The organism is Acidithiobacillus sp. (assembly GCF_023229925.1).
In the GTDB taxonomy this organism is placed as follows: Bacteria; Pseudomonadota; Gammaproteobacteria; order Acidithiobacillales; family Acidithiobacillaceae; genus Acidithiobacillus.
Genome location: NZ_JALNYM010000002.1, coordinates 394,143 through 413,007, shown reverse-complemented (window position 1 = coordinate 413,007; position 18,865 = coordinate 394,143). Strand labels below are relative to the sequence as shown.

Annotated in this window: 15 protein-coding genes; 3 read left to right on the top strand and 12 right to left on the bottom strand. The window is 59.6% G+C overall.

Annotated elements, in window-relative coordinates; translation table 11 throughout:
- Positions 1–36: 36 nt before the first annotated feature.
- The 6 genes from pyk to M0P56_RS08445 form a co-directional block, all read right to left on the bottom strand.
- On the bottom strand, positions 37–1,476 hold the full coding sequence (pyk, locus tag M0P56_RS08470) for a pyruvate kinase (RefSeq protein WP_291509612.1): 1,440 nt from the start codon (positions 1,474–1,476) through the stop codon (positions 37–39).
- Positions 1,473–2,678 carry a phosphoglycerate kinase gene (locus tag M0P56_RS08465; RefSeq protein WP_291509611.1) on the bottom strand — a complete coding sequence of 402 codons (1,206 nt, stop codon included), beginning with the start codon at positions 2,676–2,678 and terminating at the stop codon, positions 1,473–1,475. Before M0P56_RS08465 ends, pyk begins: the two co-directional genes overlap by 4 nt.
- Positions 2,679–2,692: 14 nt before the next feature.
- Positions 2,693–3,709 (bottom strand): type I glyceraldehyde-3-phosphate dehydrogenase, encoded by a 1,017-nt coding sequence (gene gap / locus M0P56_RS08460; protein ID WP_291509610.1) that lies wholly within the window; start codon positions 3,707–3,709, stop codon positions 2,693–2,695.
- 34 nt (positions 3,710–3,743) lie between these two features.
- Complete coding sequence (tkt, locus tag M0P56_RS08455; RefSeq protein ID WP_291509609.1) at positions 3,744–5,741, bottom strand: transketolase; 1,998 nt, start codon at positions 5,739–5,741, stop codon at positions 3,744–3,746.
- A gap of 24 nt (positions 5,742–5,765) precedes the next feature.
- Positions 5,766–6,710 (bottom strand): class II fructose-bisphosphatase, encoded by a 945-nt coding sequence (gene glpX / locus M0P56_RS08450; protein WP_291509608.1) that lies wholly within the window; start codon positions 6,708–6,710, stop codon positions 5,766–5,768.
- A 149-nt stretch (positions 6,711–6,859) separates the two neighbouring features.
- Positions 6,860–7,303, bottom strand: coding sequence for a hypothetical protein (locus M0P56_RS08445; RefSeq protein ID WP_291509607.1), 444 nt, complete (start codon positions 7,301–7,303; stop codon positions 6,860–6,862).
- Between the two features lie 67 nt (positions 7,304–7,370).
- Between M0P56_RS08445 and M0P56_RS08440 the strand changes: the two genes are divergently transcribed.
- Both M0P56_RS08440 and ispH read left to right on the top strand, forming a co-directional pair.
- Positions 7,371–8,099 carry a 16S rRNA (uracil(1498)-N(3))-methyltransferase gene (locus M0P56_RS08440; RefSeq protein WP_291509606.1) on the top strand — a complete coding sequence of 243 codons (729 nt, stop codon included), beginning with the start codon at positions 7,371–7,373 and terminating at the stop codon, positions 8,097–8,099.
- Positions 8,100–8,186: 87 nt separating this feature from the next.
- Positions 8,187–9,137, top strand: a complete 951-nt coding sequence (ispH, locus tag M0P56_RS08435) for a 4-hydroxy-3-methylbut-2-enyl diphosphate reductase (protein WP_291509605.1) — start codon at positions 8,187–8,189, stop codon at positions 9,135–9,137.
- Positions 9,138–9,177: 40 nt separating this feature from the next.
- On the opposite strand, the gene rmuC is transcribed toward ispH, so the two are convergent.
- The 6 genes from rmuC to M0P56_RS08405 all read right to left on the bottom strand — a co-directional run bounded on the left by rmuC (position 9,178) and on the right by M0P56_RS08405 (position 17,631).
- Positions 9,178–10,722, bottom strand: coding sequence for a DNA recombination protein RmuC (gene rmuC / locus M0P56_RS08430; RefSeq protein ID WP_291509604.1), 1,545 nt, complete (start codon positions 10,720–10,722; stop codon positions 9,178–9,180).
- Positions 10,723–10,866: 144 nt separating this feature from the next.
- Positions 10,867–11,322 (bottom strand): large conductance mechanosensitive channel protein MscL, encoded by a 456-nt coding sequence (mscL, locus tag M0P56_RS08425; RefSeq protein ID WP_291509603.1) that lies wholly within the window; start codon positions 11,320–11,322, stop codon positions 10,867–10,869.
- A gap of 129 nt (positions 11,323–11,451) precedes the next feature.
- Complete coding sequence (locus tag M0P56_RS08420; RefSeq protein ID WP_291509602.1) at positions 11,452–11,961, bottom strand: hypothetical protein; 510 nt, start codon at positions 11,959–11,961, stop codon at positions 11,452–11,454.
- A gap of 41 nt (positions 11,962–12,002) precedes the next feature.
- Complete coding sequence (locus tag M0P56_RS08415; RefSeq protein ID WP_291509601.1) at positions 12,003–15,077, bottom strand: efflux RND transporter permease subunit; 3,075 nt, start codon at positions 15,075–15,077, stop codon at positions 12,003–12,005.
- Entirely contained in the window at positions 15,074–16,204 is a 1,131-nt protein-coding gene (locus tag M0P56_RS08410; protein WP_291509600.1) for an efflux RND transporter periplasmic adaptor subunit, read from the bottom strand. The genes M0P56_RS08415 and M0P56_RS08410 overlap by 4 nt, the downstream gene beginning before the upstream one ends.
- Entirely contained in the window at positions 16,201–17,631 is a 1,431-nt protein-coding gene (locus M0P56_RS08405; RefSeq protein WP_291509599.1) for a TolC family protein, read from the bottom strand. Before M0P56_RS08405 ends, M0P56_RS08410 begins: the two co-directional genes overlap by 4 nt.
- A 228-nt stretch (positions 17,632–17,859) precedes the next feature.
- On the opposite strand from M0P56_RS08405, the gene M0P56_RS08400 reads away from it, so the two are divergent.
- The gene (locus M0P56_RS08400) at positions 17,860–18,708 is read left to right on the top strand and encodes a hypothetical protein (RefSeq protein WP_291509598.1); all 849 of its coding nucleotides are present in this window, start codon (positions 17,860–17,862) and stop codon (positions 18,706–18,708) included.
- Positions 18,709–18,865 lie beyond the last annotated feature (157 nt).

Below are 18,865 nucleotides of genomic sequence, written 5' to 3'. Positions count from 1 at the left end.
AAGCGGACCCCGATAGACATCCCAAAGCGAACCAACTCAGCCTCTGTGCGTGACATCACCTACACGCACCAGCTTGAGGGTGTTGGTACCACCGGGGGCGCCCATAGGTTCGCCAATGGTGATGAGAATCAGATCACCATCGCGGACCGCACCCCGCCGCCGCAGTTCGTCCTCTGCCGCCCGCATCACCTGCACGGGATCATCATGGCGACTCTGCGGGAAGTTGACCGGGTGGACTCCGCGATACAAAGTCACCTTGCGCCGCGTATAAACCTGTGGTGTCAGCGCATAGATGGGCACCCGAGGGTTGGCACGGGACAACCATAAGGCGGTAGAACCGCTCTCGGTAAACGCCGCGATGGCCACAATGGGTGAGCGCATGGTGGCCAGAATGGCCGCTGCCGCGATGGTTTCGTCCATCCGCTCCAGGGGCCGGTCGATGATTTGCAGGGTGTTGTTGACCGGCGCCTGCCGTTCGGCCTCCCGACAGGTGCGGTCCATAGCGGCGACGGCCTCCACCGGAAAGGCTCCACTGGCGGTTTCCGCCGACAGCATCACGGCATCGGTACCGTCGAGGACGGCATTGGCGACGTCGGAAACTTCGGCGCGGGTCGGAATCGGCTGATGGATCATGGACTCCATCATCTGTGTCGCCGTAATCGTCAGGCGGTTGTACTTCTGCGCCAGAGCGATAATCCGTTTCTGCACTGGTGGCACCGCCGCATCGCCGATCTCCACCCCGAGATCGCCGCGTGCCACCATGATAGCCTCGGAGACCGCGAGAATCTCTTCAATGGCTTCTACCGCCTCGGCCCGCTCGATTTTGGCGACCAGGGCACCATGACCACCCGCTTCGCGGAAGAGACGGCGGGCTTCTTCCATGTCGGCGGCGCTGCGCGGAAAGGAGACGGCCAGATAGTCGGCCTCCAGGCGCGCCGCGGTGATGATGTCGGCCCGGTCCTTGTCCGTCAGCGCCGGTGCGGTCAGACCGCCACCGGCGCGGTTGATGCCCTTGCTGTTGGAGAGCTCGCCGCCCTGCACCACCCGGGTGTGGATCTCGTGGCCTTGCACTTTTTCTACCCAGAGCACGATCATGCCGTCATTGAGCAGCAGGGTTGCGCCCCGCTCCACATCGCCGACTAGTTGCGGGTAGGTCACGCCAACCCGCGTCTGATCGCCGAGGGCGCAGGTCGTATCGAGGATAAAAGGTTCGCCTTCCTTGAGGTGGATCTTGCCTTCGGCAAATTTACCGATGCGAATTTTGGGTCCCTGCAAATCGGCCAACACACCGATAGCGCGGCCATGGGCGCGCGCCCTTTCCCGGACCATCTCGGCACGCTTGACGTGATCTTCGGGCGCGCCGTGGGAAAAATTGAGGCGGACGACATCGACACCCGCCTCGATCAGGCGATCGATGACCTGCACATCAGAGCTGGCAGGGCCCAGGGTTGCGACGATTTTCGTCCGGCGTATCAAGTGTGTGTACCTCTCGCACGTGCTTCCAGCATGGCTACGGCGGGCAGGGTCTTGCCTTCGAGGAATTCCAGGAAGGCGCCGCCACCCGTACTGATATAAGAAACCTTATCTTCGATGTGAAACTGGTTAATCGCCGCAATGGTGTCGCCACCCCCGGCAATGGAGAAGGCGCTGCTTTCGGCTACCGCCTGGGCAATGGCTTTCGTGCCACCGGCGAAGGCATCAAACTCAAACACGCCTACCGGGCCATTCCAGACGATGGTGCCTGCCTTACGCAGGATTTCGCCCAAGGCCTTGGCGGTATTGGGGCCGATATCCAGCACCATGTCGTCCGCTGCGATATCGTCCACGCCACAGGTTCTGGCAGGTGCCGTAGCCGAAAACGCCTTGGCGACGACGACATCACTGGGCAGTGGCACATCGCCGCCCTTGGCTTTGGCTGCCGCGATGATGGCTTTGGCATCGGGCACCAGATCGGCCTCACAGAGGGATTTGCCGATGGAATGGCCAGCGGCGAGGATGAAGGTGTTGGCAATGCCGCCGCCCACCACCAGTTGATCCACCTTGTCCGCCAGGGACTTGAGGATGGTCAGTTTGGTGGAAACCTTGGACCCGGCGACGATGGCGACCAAGGGACGCTGAGGATTCTGCAGGGCCTTGCCCAGCGCTTCCAGTTCATTGACGAGCAGAGGACCAGCACAGGCGACAGGCGCGAACTTGCCGACGCCGTGGGTACTGGCCTGGGCACGATGGGCCGTCCCAAAAGCATCCATCACATAGATATCGCAGAGCGCGGCCATTTTTCTGGAAAGCGCTTCGTCATCCTGGCCTTCGCCCGCATTAAAGCGGACGTTTTCCAGCACGACCACATCACCGTCTTGCAACTGGGCAAGGTTATCCTTGCCGTTATCCAGCCAGTCCCGCACCAAAGGTACATTGCGGTCCAGCAAATGGCCGAGATGGGCGGCGATGGGAGCCAGGCTGGCCTTTTCATCAAAAACGCCTTCCTTGGGACGCCCCAGATGGGACATCAGCATTACCCGTGCGCCGCCGTCCAGCGCGGCGCGAATGGTGGGCAGGCTGGCACGGATGCGGGTGTCATCGGTAATGGTCCCCGCATCATTCATGGGGACATTGAGGTCCTCACGAATCAGTACGCGCTTGCCCCTTAAGGGCAAGTCGGTCATGCGCAAAACATTCATGGCGGGTCCTCCTCTCAGCGGGCCTGACCCATCATGGCGAGGGCGGTATCCACCATGCGGTTGGAGAAGCCCCACTCGTTGTCATACCAGGAGCAGACCTTGACCAGTTTGCCCTTGACCTTGGTCAGGGAGGACTCGTAGGTGGAGGAGTGCGGGTTGTGGTTGAAGTCGATGGAGACCAGAGGCTTGTCGTTGTAGCCGTAGACACCCTTGAGCGCGCCTTGGCTGGCCGCCTTCATCGCCGCATGGATTTCGTCGACGGAGACTTCCTTGCTGACGATACAGGTGAGGTCAACGAGAGAGACGTTCTGGGTGGGCACGCGGATGGCGAAGCCGTCCAGCTTGCCGGCCAGCTCCGGCAGTACCAGGCCGATGGCCTTGGCGGCACCGGTGCTGGTGGGGATCATGCTCATGCCAGCAGCGCGGGCGCGGCGCAGGTCTTCGTGATAGACGTCGATAATGCGCTGGTCATTGGTCATGGAGTGGATGGTGTTCATGGTGCCACCCTCGATGCCGGCCAGATCATTCAGGGTCTTGGCCAGAGGCGCCAAGCAGTTGGTGGTGCAGGAGCCGTTGGAGACGATGTGGTGCTTGGCGGGGTCGAGCAACTGGTGGTTGACGCCGTAGACGACGGTGAGGTCGACCGCATCTTTCGCCGGTGCGGAGATCAGCACCTTCTTGGCGCCGCCCATGAGGTGCAGGGCCGCTTTTTCGCGGGAGGTAAAGAAGCCGGTGCACTCCAGGACTACGTCCACACCCAGATCACCCCAGGGCAGCTTGGAGGGGTCGCGCTCGGCGAGCACCTTGACCCGGTCGTCGCCGATCAGCATGTCGCCGTTGTCCACGTTCACCGCAAAAGGAAATTTGCCATGCACGGAATCATACTGTGTCAGGTGGGCGTTGGTTTCGGGGCTGCCCAGGTCGTTGACCGCGACGATCTGGACCTTGTCAGTCCGGTTTGCTTCGTACACGGCTCGCAGGATGTTCCGTCCGATACGCCCATAGCCGTTAATACCAATACGCAATGCCATAATGTGAACTCCTCAATATTTTAAAATGAATGGGTTACAGTGTTTGGAAACGCGCGACCACGTTATCCACCGTGAAGTTGAACTTCTCGAACAGGATCGGGGCCGGGGCCGAAGCGCCGAAGTGGTCGATACCGATGACCGCGCCGTGCAGGCCCACATACTTGTACCAGAGCCCCGTGGTACCCGCTTCGATAGCGATGCGCTTGGTGATGCTAATGGGGAGGACGCTTTCCTGATATGCCGCGTCCTGTGCCGCGAAGATGTCCATGCAAGGCATGGAAACCACGCGCACCGGATGTCCCTGCTCCGCCAGCTTGGCCTGTGCCGCCAGCGCCAACTCCACCTCGGAGCCGGTGGCGATGAGGATACCCTTGGCTTTGCCGCCCTCGGCATCCTTGATCACATAGCCGCCGCGGCGAGCATTGGCCACGGTTTCGTCGGTATGTGGCAGGGCCGGGAGGTTCTGTCGGCTGAGGGCGAGCAGGGACGGTGTCCGCTCCAGCTTAACAGAGGACTCCCAGGCGATAACGGTTTCCACGGCATCTGCCGGACGCCAGACGTTGAGGTTGGGGATCAGGCGCAGGCTGTTGACCTGCTCGATGGGCTGATGGGTGGGACCGTCTTCACCCAGACCGATAGAGTCGTGGGTCATCACGTAGACCACACGAATACCCATCAGCGCCGACATCCGGATGGCGTTGCGACTGTAGTCGGAGAAGATCAGAAAGGTGCCGCCGAAGGGCAGGAAGCCACCGTAGAGAGCAATACCGTTCATGATGGCAGACATGCCGAATTCGCGCACGCCGTAGTGGATGTAGTTACCCATCAGGCGATGTTTGCCGATGTCGATGGCTTCTTTCCAATGGGTATTGTTGGAAGGGGTAAGATCGGCAGAGCCCCCGATAAATTCGGGTAATTCCGCTGCAACACCTTGAATACACTGGCCGGATGCCACGCGGGTGGCGATCTTGGGCGCCGCCTCACGGAAACCGGCAATGAGCGCCGTCACCGCGTCATCGAAACCGCCGCTGGGGGTACCTGCCAGGCGCCGTTCGAGTTCCGCCGCTTCTTCGGGATAGAGTTCGCGATAACTGGCGAAACGGGTCTTCCAGTCACCCTCGGCGGCCTCCCCCTTGGCCCGGGCATCATAGGCCCGGTAAATGGCCTCGGGGATCTGGAACGGCTCCGCGGACCAACCCAGATTTTCCCGGGTCAGGCATATCTCTTCGGCGCCCAAAGGTGCGCCATGACAGTCATGGCTGCCTGCCTTGTTGGGGGAACCATGGCCGATGACCGTCTTGCAGCAGATCAGGGTGGGTTTGTTAGTCTGTTTGCGGGCATCAATGATGGCCGTTCTGATGGCTTCGGGATCGTGGCCGTCGACTTGGCGGATCACATGCCAGCCGTAAGCCTCGAAACGGGCCGGAGTGTTGTCGGCGAACCAGTCATCCACATGGCCGTCAATGGAGATGTTGTTGTCGTCGTAGAAACAGATGAGCTTGCTGAGCCCCCAGACACCCGCTAAAGAGCAGACTTCGTGGGAAACCCCTTCCATGAGGCAGCCATCGCCAAGGAATACATAGGTGTAGTGATTGATGATTTCGTGACCGGGCCGGTTGAAGTGGCCAGCGAGCATGCGCTCCGCCAGCGCCATACCGACACCGTTGGCAAGGCCCTGACCCAAGGGGCCTGTGGTTGTTTCAATACCCGGAGTGTCGCGGTACTCTGGATGGCCAGGGGTCTTGCTGTGCCACTGGCGGAAGCTTTTGAGGTCTTCCATAGAAACATCATAACCGGTGAGATGGAGGAGCGCGTATTGCAGCAGGGAGCCGTGCCCGTTGGACAGGATAAAACGGTCGCGGTTGGCCCAGTGGGTATTGGCGGGGTTGTGGACCAGGAAGTCGTTCCATAGCACTTCGGCAATATCCGCCATGCCCATGGGCATGCCGGGATGGCCGGACTTCGCTTTTTCCACTGCGTCCATGGTGAGAACGCGGATCGCGTTCGCCAGATCAGTACGGGTGACAGTCATAAAAATACTCCTTATAAATAAAAATCAATCGATGCGTTGATGGGTGCGGACCCGGCGCAAAATGCCGTCGTGGCCGGAAATAACCAGGCTCTCGCTCTCTACGAAGTAGTGGGAGCGGGTTACCCCATCGAGGATGTCGCCGGAGGTCAGGCCGGTAGCCACAAAAAGCACATCGTCGCTCGATACCAGGTCGTCACGACCCAGCCACTGGCCAGCCTTGAGGCCAGCGGCGGCGATGGCTTCGGCTTCGCCGGGCTTCTGTGGCGATAGTGCACCAAACATATCTGCACCCATGGCGCGGGCGGCGCAGGCGGAGATGACACCTTCCGGGGTGCCACCGATACCCATCATGGCATCTACCTTGGTGCCGAGGGCGGCCATGATGCCGCCGCTGACGTCGCCGTCTGTCTGCAGGCGTACAGTAGCGCCCGCCGCCTGAATTTCGCGGATCATGGCTTCGTGACGTGGCTTCTTGAGCAGGAAAATGCGCAATTCACGGACTTCTTTGCCGAGGGCGCGCGCTAGGTCATGGAGCTTGTTCTGCATCGGTGCGGCAGGATCTATTTTGCCGCGAGCCGGGGCCGGGACAATCAGCTTGTCCATATAGTAGGCCGGGCCAGGTTGAAACATGCTGCCTTTAGGGGCCGCCGCCAGCACGCAGATGGAACCGGGCATGCCCTGGGCCAGGAAGGTGGTGCCCTCAACGGGGTCGACGGCAATCTCTACTTCCGGGCCGGAACCGGAGCCCACAACTTCACCGTTGTAGAGCATGGGGGCTTCGTCTTTTTCGCCTTCACCGATGATCACCACACCACGCATGGGGACCTGGGCGATGGCTGCACGCATGGCATCCACTGCGGCACCATCACCGAGTTCCTTTTCACCCCGGCCGATCCAACCGCTGGCGGCGCGGGCCGCAGATTCAGTGACGGGAAGCAGGGACAGTGCGAGATTACCTATGGAGGCCATGCGATTCTTTTCCTTGAGTGACGGATTTGGTGGAAGACAGGATTTGTTTTAGCATAAATCAAAGGGCTGCATTTGGGAACTCGGCAGCAGCTTGCCGACCCATTACGGGTCGATTTCTGGCGTCATGGGTGTTGTCTTCGATAGAGGTCCTAGTTCTCAGGCTCAGGGCCTGGGTCCCGACGAGTTTGGGCATCCAGAGCGATCACCTGGGCGGAGTACCGCCTTTTTTCTGCAGACTTTTTGACGGCGTTGTTTAAGGCTTGATGAAATTCCATGGGCATGCGACGCAGAATCTCTTCTCCTTCCGGGCTGAAAAGATCCATCTGGCAAGTCACGCTCTCATGCAGGTCTTCCCGGGATCGGGGGTCGAAGTGGTGCCAGACGCTCACGGCCACCCGTCCGCCGATGTAGTCGCAGAACACCCATTCTCGCTCCAGCAGGATGGCCATGATCGAGACGTAGCGCAGGGGGATGAAAACGGGGCCAGTGGCGGCATGCTGCAGAATGAGGGCCTGATTGTAGATCCAGGCGGGGACCAGGCCGGGTCGCGTCTGCCAGACCGGGGGGCGCCGGCAATCGGAGTCTTTGATCATGCGTCACCCACGCCAGCGTCACGATGATATAATCCCACCCATGTTCTCCCACTCAATGTCGTAATCTATGCCGCGCATCCATTTATACGCCGATTCGAACCTTCCAGAAAGCGGACCTTTTCTGCTCCCGGCAGGCTCCAGTCATCATCTGCTCAAGGTGCTGCGTGCGCGCAACGGGCAGCCGCTGACCCTGTTCAATGGCGATGGCGCTGTCTACCGCGCCATTCTGGTCGGTGTGTCTTCAGGGGCGGCCTTGCTGGAGGTTGCCGAGCGCTGCCCGCAAGTGACGCGCTCCCCCTTGGCCATTCAGGTCTTCTTGCCTCTGACCCGGGGGGAACGCTGGGACTGGAGCTTGCAGAAGGCGGTAGAACTCGGGGTGCAACGGATTCAGCCGGTGGCCTGCCGCCACGGGATGGTGCAACTGAGTGAAGCTCGTGGAGAGAAGCGTCTGGCGCGCTGGCGGGATATAGTTATTGCCGCCTGTGAGCAAAGTGGCGCCACGACCATTCCAGAGTTGGCTCCGCCTCTGGCACTGGAAGCGGCCTGGGGTGCCGTGCGCGGGACGGCCTTGGTCTTGGACCCGGAGGGCAGCGCACGTTTTGTCAGCCTAAAAGACCATCCGGGGCCGGAGATTACCTTGCTCAGTGGCCCCGAGGGTGGGCTGGCAGCGGAGGAGGTAGCAGCCGCGCAAGCCCACGGCTTTCGCTTGTTGCGTATGGGACCGCGCATCCTGCGCGCGGAGACCGCCGCCATCGCCGCTATTGCCGTTGCCCAGGCGCTGTGGGGCGATCTCTGATTCGTCCCGGTCAGAGCCGACCCGTCTTCTTGACAGGGCGAGCGGCAGGATAGACCATCGAACCTGATTAATTTCGGGAATCTCAGCATGGACATTTTGTTAGCGAATCCGCGTGGTTTTTGCGCCGGGGTCAATCGGGCGATTCAGATTGTGGATCGTGCCCTGGAGCTTTTTGGTGCGCCCATCTATGTACGTCATGAGGTCGTTCACAACCGTCACGTCGTTGAAGATCTGCGGGCTCGTGGCGCCATTTTTGTCGAAGAACTGGATGAAGTGCCGGACGCGGCGACGGTCATTTTCAGTGCCCATGGGGTGCCCATTGCCGTTCGTCAGAATGCAGCGGCACGGGGCCTGAGCGTGTTTGATGCCACCTGTCCGCTGGTGACCAAAGTGCATATGGAGGTCAAGAAATACAGCCGGGACGGTATGGAGATGGTGCTCATCGGTCACGCCGGACATCCGGAGGTGGAGGGCACCATGGGTCAGGTTGAGGAAGGTATGATGTATCTGGTGTCTAATGTCGCCGATGTGGCGACCCTGGCGCCCCGCAACCCGGAAAAGCTCGCTTACATCACCCAGACGACCCTGAGCATGGACGATACCGCTGAGGTGATTGTTGCCTTGCGTGCACGTTTCCCGCAGATTGAAGGGCCGAAAAAAGATGACATTTGCTACGCGACCCAGAACCGCCAGGATGCGGTGAAATCACTGGCACCAGACGTGGATATTCTGCTGGTGGTGGGGGCGCCGAACAGTTCCAATTCCAGCCGTTTAGCGGAATTGGGCACCCGGTTGGGGACACCGACGCATCTTATTGAAGATGCTCAACAGTTAAATCGTGAATGGTTTGACGGCGTGGAGAAAATCGGTATCAGCGCCGGAGCTTCAGCGCCGGAAAGCTTGGTACAGGGCATTATCGATAGCCTCCTGAGCTGGGGTGCGCGGATTCCGAAAGAGACGCCTGGGGTAGAGGAGAAGGTCACTTTCAGTCTGCCATTGGCGCTGGTGCAGGCACAGACGCGGCGGAAAAACGCTTGACACTTTATTTGTTTCCCGTTTCTGGGCGGGGTTGCGTAAGCTAGCGCCGATTCTCGAGGTGGTCGGGTAGTGTGTCTGCTGGTCCGGTGAGTTCCTCCGCCTGGAGGAGGCGCGGGGCCAGCTCTACGGGTTCCAGACCGGGCAGTTCTTTTGCTTCTGGTGCGGCCTTGAGTTCGCGGAATTTTCGCGCCGAGATCAGTACGCGACCTTCCAGCGACCCGGTCGCTTTGTTGTAAGCTTCCACCGCTTGGCCCAGCCCCTTGCCTACCCGCGTCCAGTGACCTGCCAGCGTGCTCAGGCGGTCATAGAGCTCTTTCCCGAGGTCGCTGATCGCCTGGGCGTTCTCGGCCAACGACTCCTGCCGCCAGCCATAGGCCACCGCCCGCAGCAGGGCGATGAGCGTGGTGGGGCTGGCGACGATCACCTTCTGCTCCACCCCGTATTCGATGAGTGACGGATCTTCCTGGAGGGCGGCGCTGAAAAACACTTCGCCGGGTACAAAAAGGACGACGAACTCCGGGGTCGGCTGGAACTGTTCCCAGTAGGATTTTTTGCTGAGCTGGGTCATGTGGGTGCGTAATTCGCTGGCATGCTTGTGCAGAAAATGGGCACGCTTTTGTTCATCTTCCGTTTCCATGGCCTCCAGGTAGGCGTTCAGAGGCGCCTTGGCATCGACGACGATGCGCTTGCCGCCGGGTAGTCGTACCACGAGATCGGGGCGCTGCTGGCCATTATCGGTGGTAACGCTCTCCTGCTCGGTGAAGTCGCAATAAGTCAGCATGCCGGCCATTTCGACGACGCGCTTGAGCTGCATTTCACCCCAGCGACCCCGGGCGGCAGGCTGGCGTAGCGCCTTCACCAGCGCTGCGGTTTCCTGATGCAGGCGCGGCAGGTGGTCCTGGACGAGGCCGCGGATCTGCTCGTTGAGGGCGCTGTAGGCATCGACGCGGGTCTTTTCCATGGCGTCGATGCGGGTGCCGACTTTCTCCAGAGACTCACGGATAGGTTCCACCAGTTGCCCCACGGCCTTCTGGCGGCCCTCCCAATCGGTCTTCGCGCTTTCCTGGAAACGCTCCAGATTCTCTCGTGCTAGTTCCAGAAAGGACTGATTGTTACGGCGCAACGCTTCGGCGGAAAGGGACTGGAAGGCATCGCCGAGGCGTTGGCGGGCATCTTCCAGGAGGGCCAGTTTTTCGTTGCCACGCAGGCGTTCCTGCTCCAGCCGTTCACCGAGCTCCGCCAATTGGCCCTGGAGTGCGGCCAACGCTGTTTGCAGGCGAGCGGTATTGTTGCGTTCCGCCACCAAGGCGTTTTCAAGGATGGGGACACGGCGGCTTTCCGCTTCTGCGCTGGCCCTGTTTTCACTCTCATGGCGAAGGATTTCCTGCTGTCCCTGGGCCTGTTGCCGCAGCGCAGTTATTTCACGCTGCAGGTTATCCATCTGATCGGTACTGACTTGCTTTCCTTCCCGGAGGGCTGCGCTGATATCCTGCTGGCGCTGGATCATGCTGCGCGCTACCAGTCCGGCCACAACCAGCCCGAGCATTATGCCGACGGTGAGATACATCAGATTTTCCCAGATCAAAGGGCGGTCCTGAAAGTAGGGAGAACTGCTTGAGAATACGCGAAGCGCGGCATCAAAGCGACGACATGCTCACCGCTGAGAACAAAATGGGAGCGGGATGCCCGGCAGGCGGGCGCCTATGCCGGGTACCCCTGCGCCGCCATTTCAGGATTCCAGTTGTGAGGTGCAGTTGGGACAGCGTGTCGCGGCCAAGGGAATGGCAGAGGCACAGAAGGGGCAAGTTTTGGTGGTCACGGCGGCAGCAGGTTTGGGGTAGAGCTTGTTGATGACCCGCACAATAGAAAAAATAACCAGCGCAATGATGAAAAAGCTGATCAGTGACGTGATAAAGAGACCGTAATTCACGGTCACGGCGCCCGCCTTTCTGGCTGCCTCCAGAGTCAGGTAGGGACCGGGAACGGTACCTTCCTTCAACACGATATAGAGATTGGAAAAGTCGACCTTGTTGAGCAACATACCGATAGGCGGCATGATCAGGTTACTGACCAATGAGGTCACAATGGCAGAAAATGCTGTGCCAATAACAAAGGCTACGGCCAGATCGATGACATTGCCGCGTTGCAAAAATATTTTGAAATCTTTGGCGAACGTTTTGAGCATGATGATCCCCCTTGGTGATAGTCGGCTATTTGTGGGTTGCTTGCGCAAAACCGCATTGCTCGTAGGATAACCCGTTCCCCTAAAGATGAAAAAAGTACCTCTTATGAAACGTCGTTACAAGATTCTTGATTAACGTCTGCAGAATTGATTGACGGCGTTTTTACTATGGTCCATTTGCTGGTGTCCAGACGCAGCGGTGCAGGCCTTTTGGCCATTCTGACAGGTAATGGCCCAACCCCGAGTCAGATCAAAAAAATGCGCAGCCCGGGCTGCTGGGGACGCATAAGCACTGCCCTGGAGAAGAGGAGCCAAGGCATGAAAATAATGGCTTTCTTCCTGCGCCCATTGGGAAACGGCTTGCCAGCAGGTGACTTGTTCGTTTGCGGGCATTCGCGCGCAACCAATCGCATTGCTGCGTGCATGATCCAGCGCCTGCCGCCAGTTGGGGCAGAATTGCTGTCTAGCCTCGGCGCGTTGGGCGGTGACAGCGGCGAGGTGTTGCTGTGCGGATTCGGCATTGCGCTTGGCCATGGCGGCACTCCGCGCGGCGGCTCCCACCGTAGCGGTTGAAGAAGATGGCAGGGAAGCGCAACCCGACAGGGTAAGCGCGAGCCAGAGAAAAAGTATTTTTGCGGGCATGATTTGAGACTCTCAGGTAGTTGGTCTTCGCCCGCTATATATCACAAGGATGCAGGCTCTGAAACTGGCACCTTGCCCCGCCAACGCCCCTTCCACCCTTCAAAGAGTACATAGAATGCCGGTGTCACATAGAGGGTCAGAAACTGCGAGACGATGATGCCGCCAGCCACGGCCACGCCCAGCGGTACCCGCGATGCGGCACCCGCCCCGATACCAATGGCGATAGGCAGAATACCCAGTACCGCGGCAAGATTCGTCATCATGATAGGCCGAAACCGGGTGATGCAGGCGTCGACCATGGCGTCCACTGCCGTGGCGCCCTCGCGGCGGCGATGAACGGCAAAGTCCACCATAATGATGCCATTCTTTTTGACCAGCCCCACCAGCATGATGATGCCGACAAAGCTGAAGAGATCTAGCTCCTGATGAAATATCCACAGCGCCAACAAGGCGCCGAAACCCGCCAGCGGCAGGGCGGTGAGGATGGTCAGAGGGTGGATGAAATCCTCATAGAGGATAGCGAGAATGGCATAGATCAGTGCTACCGTGGCCAGCAGTAGCAACGGCAGGCTGCCCGTGGACTGGGCAAAGGCCGCCGCCGATCCACCGAACTCACCCTGCACATTGGCGGGTAACACCTCCGACGCGGCCTTTTGCACCGCCTGGGTTGCCGCTCCCAAAGATACCCCCGGCGCCAGGTTGAAAGATATGGTCACGCTGGGCAGTCCGTTGTAGTGACTGATACTCAGTGGCCCCACGCCGTAAGCGAAGCGCGCCAATGCGGCCAGGGGCACCAGGCCGGTGCTGCCGGGCACAGTGATCGCCGAAAGCGCCCCGAGATTCTTCTGAAACTGCCGCGCCAGGTCGAGAATGACCTCATATTGATTGGTGGAGGCGTAGATGGTGCCCACCTGGGTGCCGCCGAAAGCGAAGTTCAGTGCTTGCTCGATGGCTTCAGGGGTAACACCCAGGGCCTGGGCGCGCTGGTGCAGGATGTGCACCTCAATTTCCGGGTTGGCTAATTGCAGATCACTGTTGACCGCCTGTAGTCCAGGTACTTTGCGCAGGGCGGCTACCAGTTTGGGCACGGTCACATTCAGGCTATTCTGATCCTCGCTCTGCAGAATGTATTGGTAATGAGATTGCGACGAGACCGGCCCCATCTGAATAGCCGGCGGCAACTGGAAACTCGCTTCCACTCCGGCAAAATGGCTGACGGCACGGCGCAGTTCAGCGATGACCTGCGTACCTGATGCCCGCTCCCCCAGGGGCTTGAGGCGGATGATCAGACGCCCGGTATTGGCAGAGCTAAAGGCACCTGCTCCCTGTCCGGCGCTGGACATGACGGACTGCACTGCTTGATTGTGGCCGACGGCGGCGGCGATAGCCTTCTGGGTGGTTTCGAGTTGGGCAAAGGAAATGCCTTGGGGATACTCCAGATTGCCCATGATCATGCCGCCGTCTTCGGTAGGGATGAAGCCCTTGGGCAGCAGGATAAAGAGTCCGATCATGGCCAGCAGACTCAGCAAGGCCCCGCCATACACCCAGCCGCGATGGCTGAGCGCCACCCGCAGACTACGCCCGTACCAGTCGCGCAGGCGCACAAAACCAGACTCGAAGCGGCTCTGTCCTTGATGTTTCATCCGTAGATAGCGGGCGCAAAGCATGGGAGTTAGCGTAAGGGATACCAGTCCGGACAATAGGATGACCACCGCGATAGTGACGCCGAACTCGCGAAATAAACGACCGATGATGCCGCCCATCACCAGAAACGGCAAAAAGACGACGGCCAGCGACAGGGTCATGGAAATCACGGTAAAGCCGATCTCGCGGCTGCCCACGATCGCCGCCTGATAGGGTTCTTCGCCGTTTTCCTCATGGCGAGCGATGTTTTCCAGCATGACCACGGCATCATCCACCACAAAGCCCACCGCCAGGGTCAGCGCCAGGAGCGTCAGCGTATTGAGCGTGTAACCCAGCGCGTAAGTGACGGCGAAGGTGCCGAGAATGGAAGCGGGAATCGCCAGAGCGCCGATCAGGGTCGGGCTGCCGCGGCGCAAGAAGAGCCAGAGCACCGCAGCCACCAATATAGAGGCGAGCAACAGGGTGACTTCGACTTCTTCCACCGCCGCACGGATGTAGTCGGCCTTATCGTACACCACCGTCAGGTGGGCGCCGCCGGGTAGGCTGGCGCTCAGCAGGGGCAAGCGTTTCTGGATAGCGTCAGAGATGGCCACTGTGTCGGCATTGGGTTGGCGCACCACGGCGAGAATCAGGGCGCGCTGGCCACCGATCCAACTGGCGATCTGGTCATTGTCCACCCCGTTGCGGACCTCGGCGATATCGGCCAGTGGCACCACCGCGCCGTTGGCGTAGGTGATGGGCATGCCAGCGAAAGCCTGGGCATCGTGGAGCTGGCCATGCACATTCACCGCATAATTGCGCACTGCACCCAGCACGGTGCCCTGCGGCAGGTTGACGTTATGACTGGAAATGGCCTGGGTAAGGGCCTGCAGCGATATCCCGTGCGCTTGCATGGAAAAGGGGTTGGCGTGGATGCGGACCGCGTAATTCTGTTCGCCAAATATCTGCACTTGTGCGACGCCGGGGATACCGGAAATGGCGGGCACAACCTTGTCTACCGCGTATTGGTTGAGTTGGTAGATAGGCATATTGGGTGCGGCTAAAGCAATAAACTCGATAGGTGCCGCCGACGGGTTAAGCTGCTTGACGAAGGGTAGGTTGGGCATGCCTGGCGGTAGCAGGTGAGCGGCCTGGGTGACCGCGTTTTCGACATTCTGGGTAGCGACATCTATGTTCTGGCTGAGGTCAAACTGCAGGATGACCCGCGTCGCGCCCTGATTGTTCACCGAGCTCATGGAGGACAAGCCGGGAATGGCGGAAAACTGTTTCTCCAAAGGCGTAGCGACGGCGCTGGCCATGGTCTGTGGGCTCGCTCCCGGCAGAGTCGCCGCGACCATGACCGTCGGAAAGTCCACACTGGGCAGCAAGGCTACCGGCAGTTTCATAAAGGCAAAAATTCCGTACAGCACCAATCCGAGAATAAAGACGACCGTCATCACCGGGCGGCGGATGAAGAGGGCGGAGAAATTCATGCGGGCTTCCTCTGCTGGCCCTCATGTGGACCGGTGGCTGCGTGGGCGCCGGTGAGTTGCACCTTCACCCCCGGGTAGAGGCGGGCAGGAAGCGGAAAGATCACCCGAATACGCTGGTCTACGCCCTGTACCACGGCATCCGTGCCTGATTCCCAGAGCACCTGCACCGGCTTGTCCACCGCTTTGCCGTCTTGCACCACATAGACAAAAGGCCCGCTACTGCCTTGCTGGATTGCTCCCACCGGCAGCACCGTCGCCTGGGCCACCTGCTCTACCGGCATCTGCACTTGCACATATTGTCCCGGCCAGAGGCCGAGGTTGGCGTTAGGTACGGTAGCCTGCAGGCTGATGGTGGCGGTCCCCGCACTGACGCTGTTATCAATGAAAGTGAGCTTGCCCTGAGCGAGTACGGTACCGCCCTTCTCATCGTGAATCGGCAGGGGGGTTGCTTGCTGTTGCGCCCGCCGCGCCGCAGTCAGCAAGCCCTGGGGAATGCTGAAATTCACGGTAATGGGTGCGATCTGATTGATGGTCGCCAGTTGCGTCTGGTTGGCAATGACCAGGTTGCCGGCCTTGACCTGAGTCAGGCCGATGCGACCGCTGATGGGGGCGGTGATGCGGGTGTAAGAGAGATTGAGGCGCGCCTGCCTTAAAGCGGCCTGATCCGCCTGCACCTGCGCTGTTGCCGCCTGTGCCTGGGAGACTGTCTGATCGAAACTCTGCCGGGTGATGAAATCCTTTTCTGCCAGCGGACGGTCCTGCTCCACTATGTTACGGTTGTAGCGCGCTGTGGCCTGATCCGCCACCAGTTTGGCCTGGGCTTGGGCGAGCGCTGCCTGCATCTGTGCCGGGTCGATGGTGAACAGGATTTGTCCCTTCTCGACGATACTCCCCTCGGTAAACTGCACGTTCTGCAGGATGCCGGAAGTCTGCGGCACGAGTGTCGCTGTTTGCAGGGGCGTCACCATGCCCAGAAAACCTTCATAATGGGTCATGGGGCGGGTGCTGGCGCTAACGAGGCTGACCTGCAGGGGCGGCATTTCATGCTTGGTTTTGCTCTGACAACCACTCAACAGCAGGGCGAGAGCTGCCAGCGGCAGCAAGAGGACAATAGGGGGACGGGTCACGGTGCATTCTCTCCCAAAGGCATGCCGACGGCCTGACTGAGCTGCGCCAGGGCGACGTAACTGTTAACCAGATTCTGAATCAGGGTGTAGCGCGCCTGCGCCAGGGTGGATTCGGCAAGGAGGACATCCTGAATGGTAGCCTGGCCGACCCGGTACTGGGCCTGTACCACTTCCAGCGCCTTCCCGGCATTTTCCAGACCGCTCTGTGCGCCGGGGTAGGCCGCAACCGCGCCCTGGAAGTTGTGAAAATCCTGCCAGACCGTGGTTTCGGTGCTGCTGCGGCTGGCCGCGAGGTTGGATTGGGCCTGGTCCCTCAGGGCCTGCGTCTGGCGTATCTGATAATGGGTGTTGAAGCCGGTGAAGAGGGGTACGGTCAGGGTAAAACCCACCGTCCAGGTGTCGCCGGGCCGATAGCCGTTCTGAAAAGCGTAACCGTAGGAACTGCTGACCCCCAGACTGGGCAGCCCGCTGGCCGCGGCGCTGCGGACATTGGCCTGGGCTATGGCGACCTGGGCCCGCGCCTGCTGCAAAGCGGGATTGGCGGTGAGGGCGGCGTGCATCAGCGTCTCAGCGGCGCCGTGGAGTTGGGGCGGTTCCTGATACAGCTTGAGATGCGCAATCTTCAGGTGGGTCTGAGGACTGAGGCCCAGGGTGCTGGCTAGCGACCCCTCGCTGCTATGCACGGTCTGGCGTTGCTCGGCGAGGGTGGACTGCGCCTGCGCCATGGCGGCCCGGGCCTGATAGAGGGCGCCGATGGTGGCTTGCCCGGCACGATGCAGTACCTCGGCGGCTTCCAGGTTTTTCTGGTTTTCCGCAACGGTCTTTTCATCGGCCAGCAATAGGGATTGATTGCCGAGGAGCTGGTAATAGGCCTGTGCGACGCTGAAGGCCACGGTCTGGATGCTCTGGTTCTGGGTGAAGCCCGCCACCCATTTCTGGGCGCGGGCAGCATCCACCTTGGCGGCGCGCAGACCAAAGTCCCACAGGGTGTAATTCAGGGTCAGATTGGGGTTGGCGCTGTTGCGTGCCGGCACCGTAAAGCCGACGGTGGAGACCGCCTGCCGACGACTAAAACCGGTATTGAGGGTCAGGCTGGGCAGCCAGGCGCTTTCCGCCATTCCCAGGCTTGCGGCCTGGGCGCGCAAACCATCCCATGCGGCGGCGGTCTGCGGGTTGTGGGCGAGGGCATACGCAGTGAGTTGCGGGAGCGTCCAGATTTGCGCCTGCTCCGCCTCAGAAAGACCCTGGAGCTTAGGTAAATCGGGCAGGGCGGCTTGGGTGGTCCAAGGCTGGGCCGGACTGGCACTCAAGCCGCTCTCTGTATCCAGCGGGTCGGCCAGCCATGCACCGACGCCCGCTTGCGCCAGTCCGCCTTGAGCCACACAGAAAACGGTACAGACAGCCAGCAATAGCGCTTTGGGGGGCACACTCAGGTTCCTCGGCAGTGGAGCCGTCATTCTCTCGGAAAGCGGAATGATAAGGAAGATGTGGTCCCGGATGAAATTGTTGCGAAATGTTACGGGTTGACCTTGCGATTGCGAGGTCCTGTTCTATATAAGTCTTTGCTGACTCTGCGACGTGTTGTTTTTACAATCAGTTACAGGTTGATTCAGCGTGTGAACACTGTCTTAACGGATAAACAAAAGGACGTCCGCATGATCAACAAGAACGCTATCGCAACCCTGACTGCAGCAAGCCTGACCCTGTTTTCCGTTTCTGCCATGGCCGACAGCGCCTGGAATGCCAGCCAGAATCCTATTGTTGCGGCAAATAATGAGGTCGGCATTGCCGCTACAGGGACCTTGATGAATTACCAAGAGCACTTCGCTACAACGGGCGTTCTCAGTTCTCCAATTGATGATACAGAATCGGGTTGGCTGCCGGGATTTTCGGTGAATCTCTCTGGGATGAATAACAACCTTACAGAAAATCTGTATTTATCGCTGAATTACAATTATTCTTCGGCCGGGATAGCTTATAAAGGATCATACATAGGTTCCTATGTCCCGCTCCATTCGACAGATCAGGCGACCACGCAGAACTTTCTGGGAAAATTGGGTAAAGGTTTTTCTATTAGTAATAACATGATGCTCACACCTTATGTAGCGGGTGGATTTCAGTTGTGGAACAGACAGCTCCCAGGTACGCATGAGCGTTACCATTCTGGGCTTGTTGGCGCCGGCCTCATGTATCAGTACGCACCGACAGCCAGGTTGGTCCTCGGTGCTGACATGCGCGTACTCGCGCTTGTTGGCGGAGGTATCAAAACATCCCAATGGTCCTCCGGGTTTGGTACCAGCGGAGAAGAAACCGTAGGGATTCACGCAGACTATAAAATTTCTGGTGGATGGCATGTTTATGGTGGCTTGAATTTCACCCACTTTACCTACACTGGGACGGGCATTGTAACGTTTTATCAAGGTGCCAATGCGTATATTGGTAAGGAGCCCCCATCATCGACCAATCTGCTCGGTATGAATCTCGGGCTTGCCTATAGTTATTAATCCGGATTGTCCGCTAGCAGGGCACGCATGCGCTGTTAACGGACAAGGTAGCATCATCCAGCCCATCTGAATCCAACGGCGACCGAGTATGTTTGTAGAACAGGGTCGGCCTCAGCTATGGACGGCGTGAGAGTAGTCGCGGGGAGTGTATGCGCGA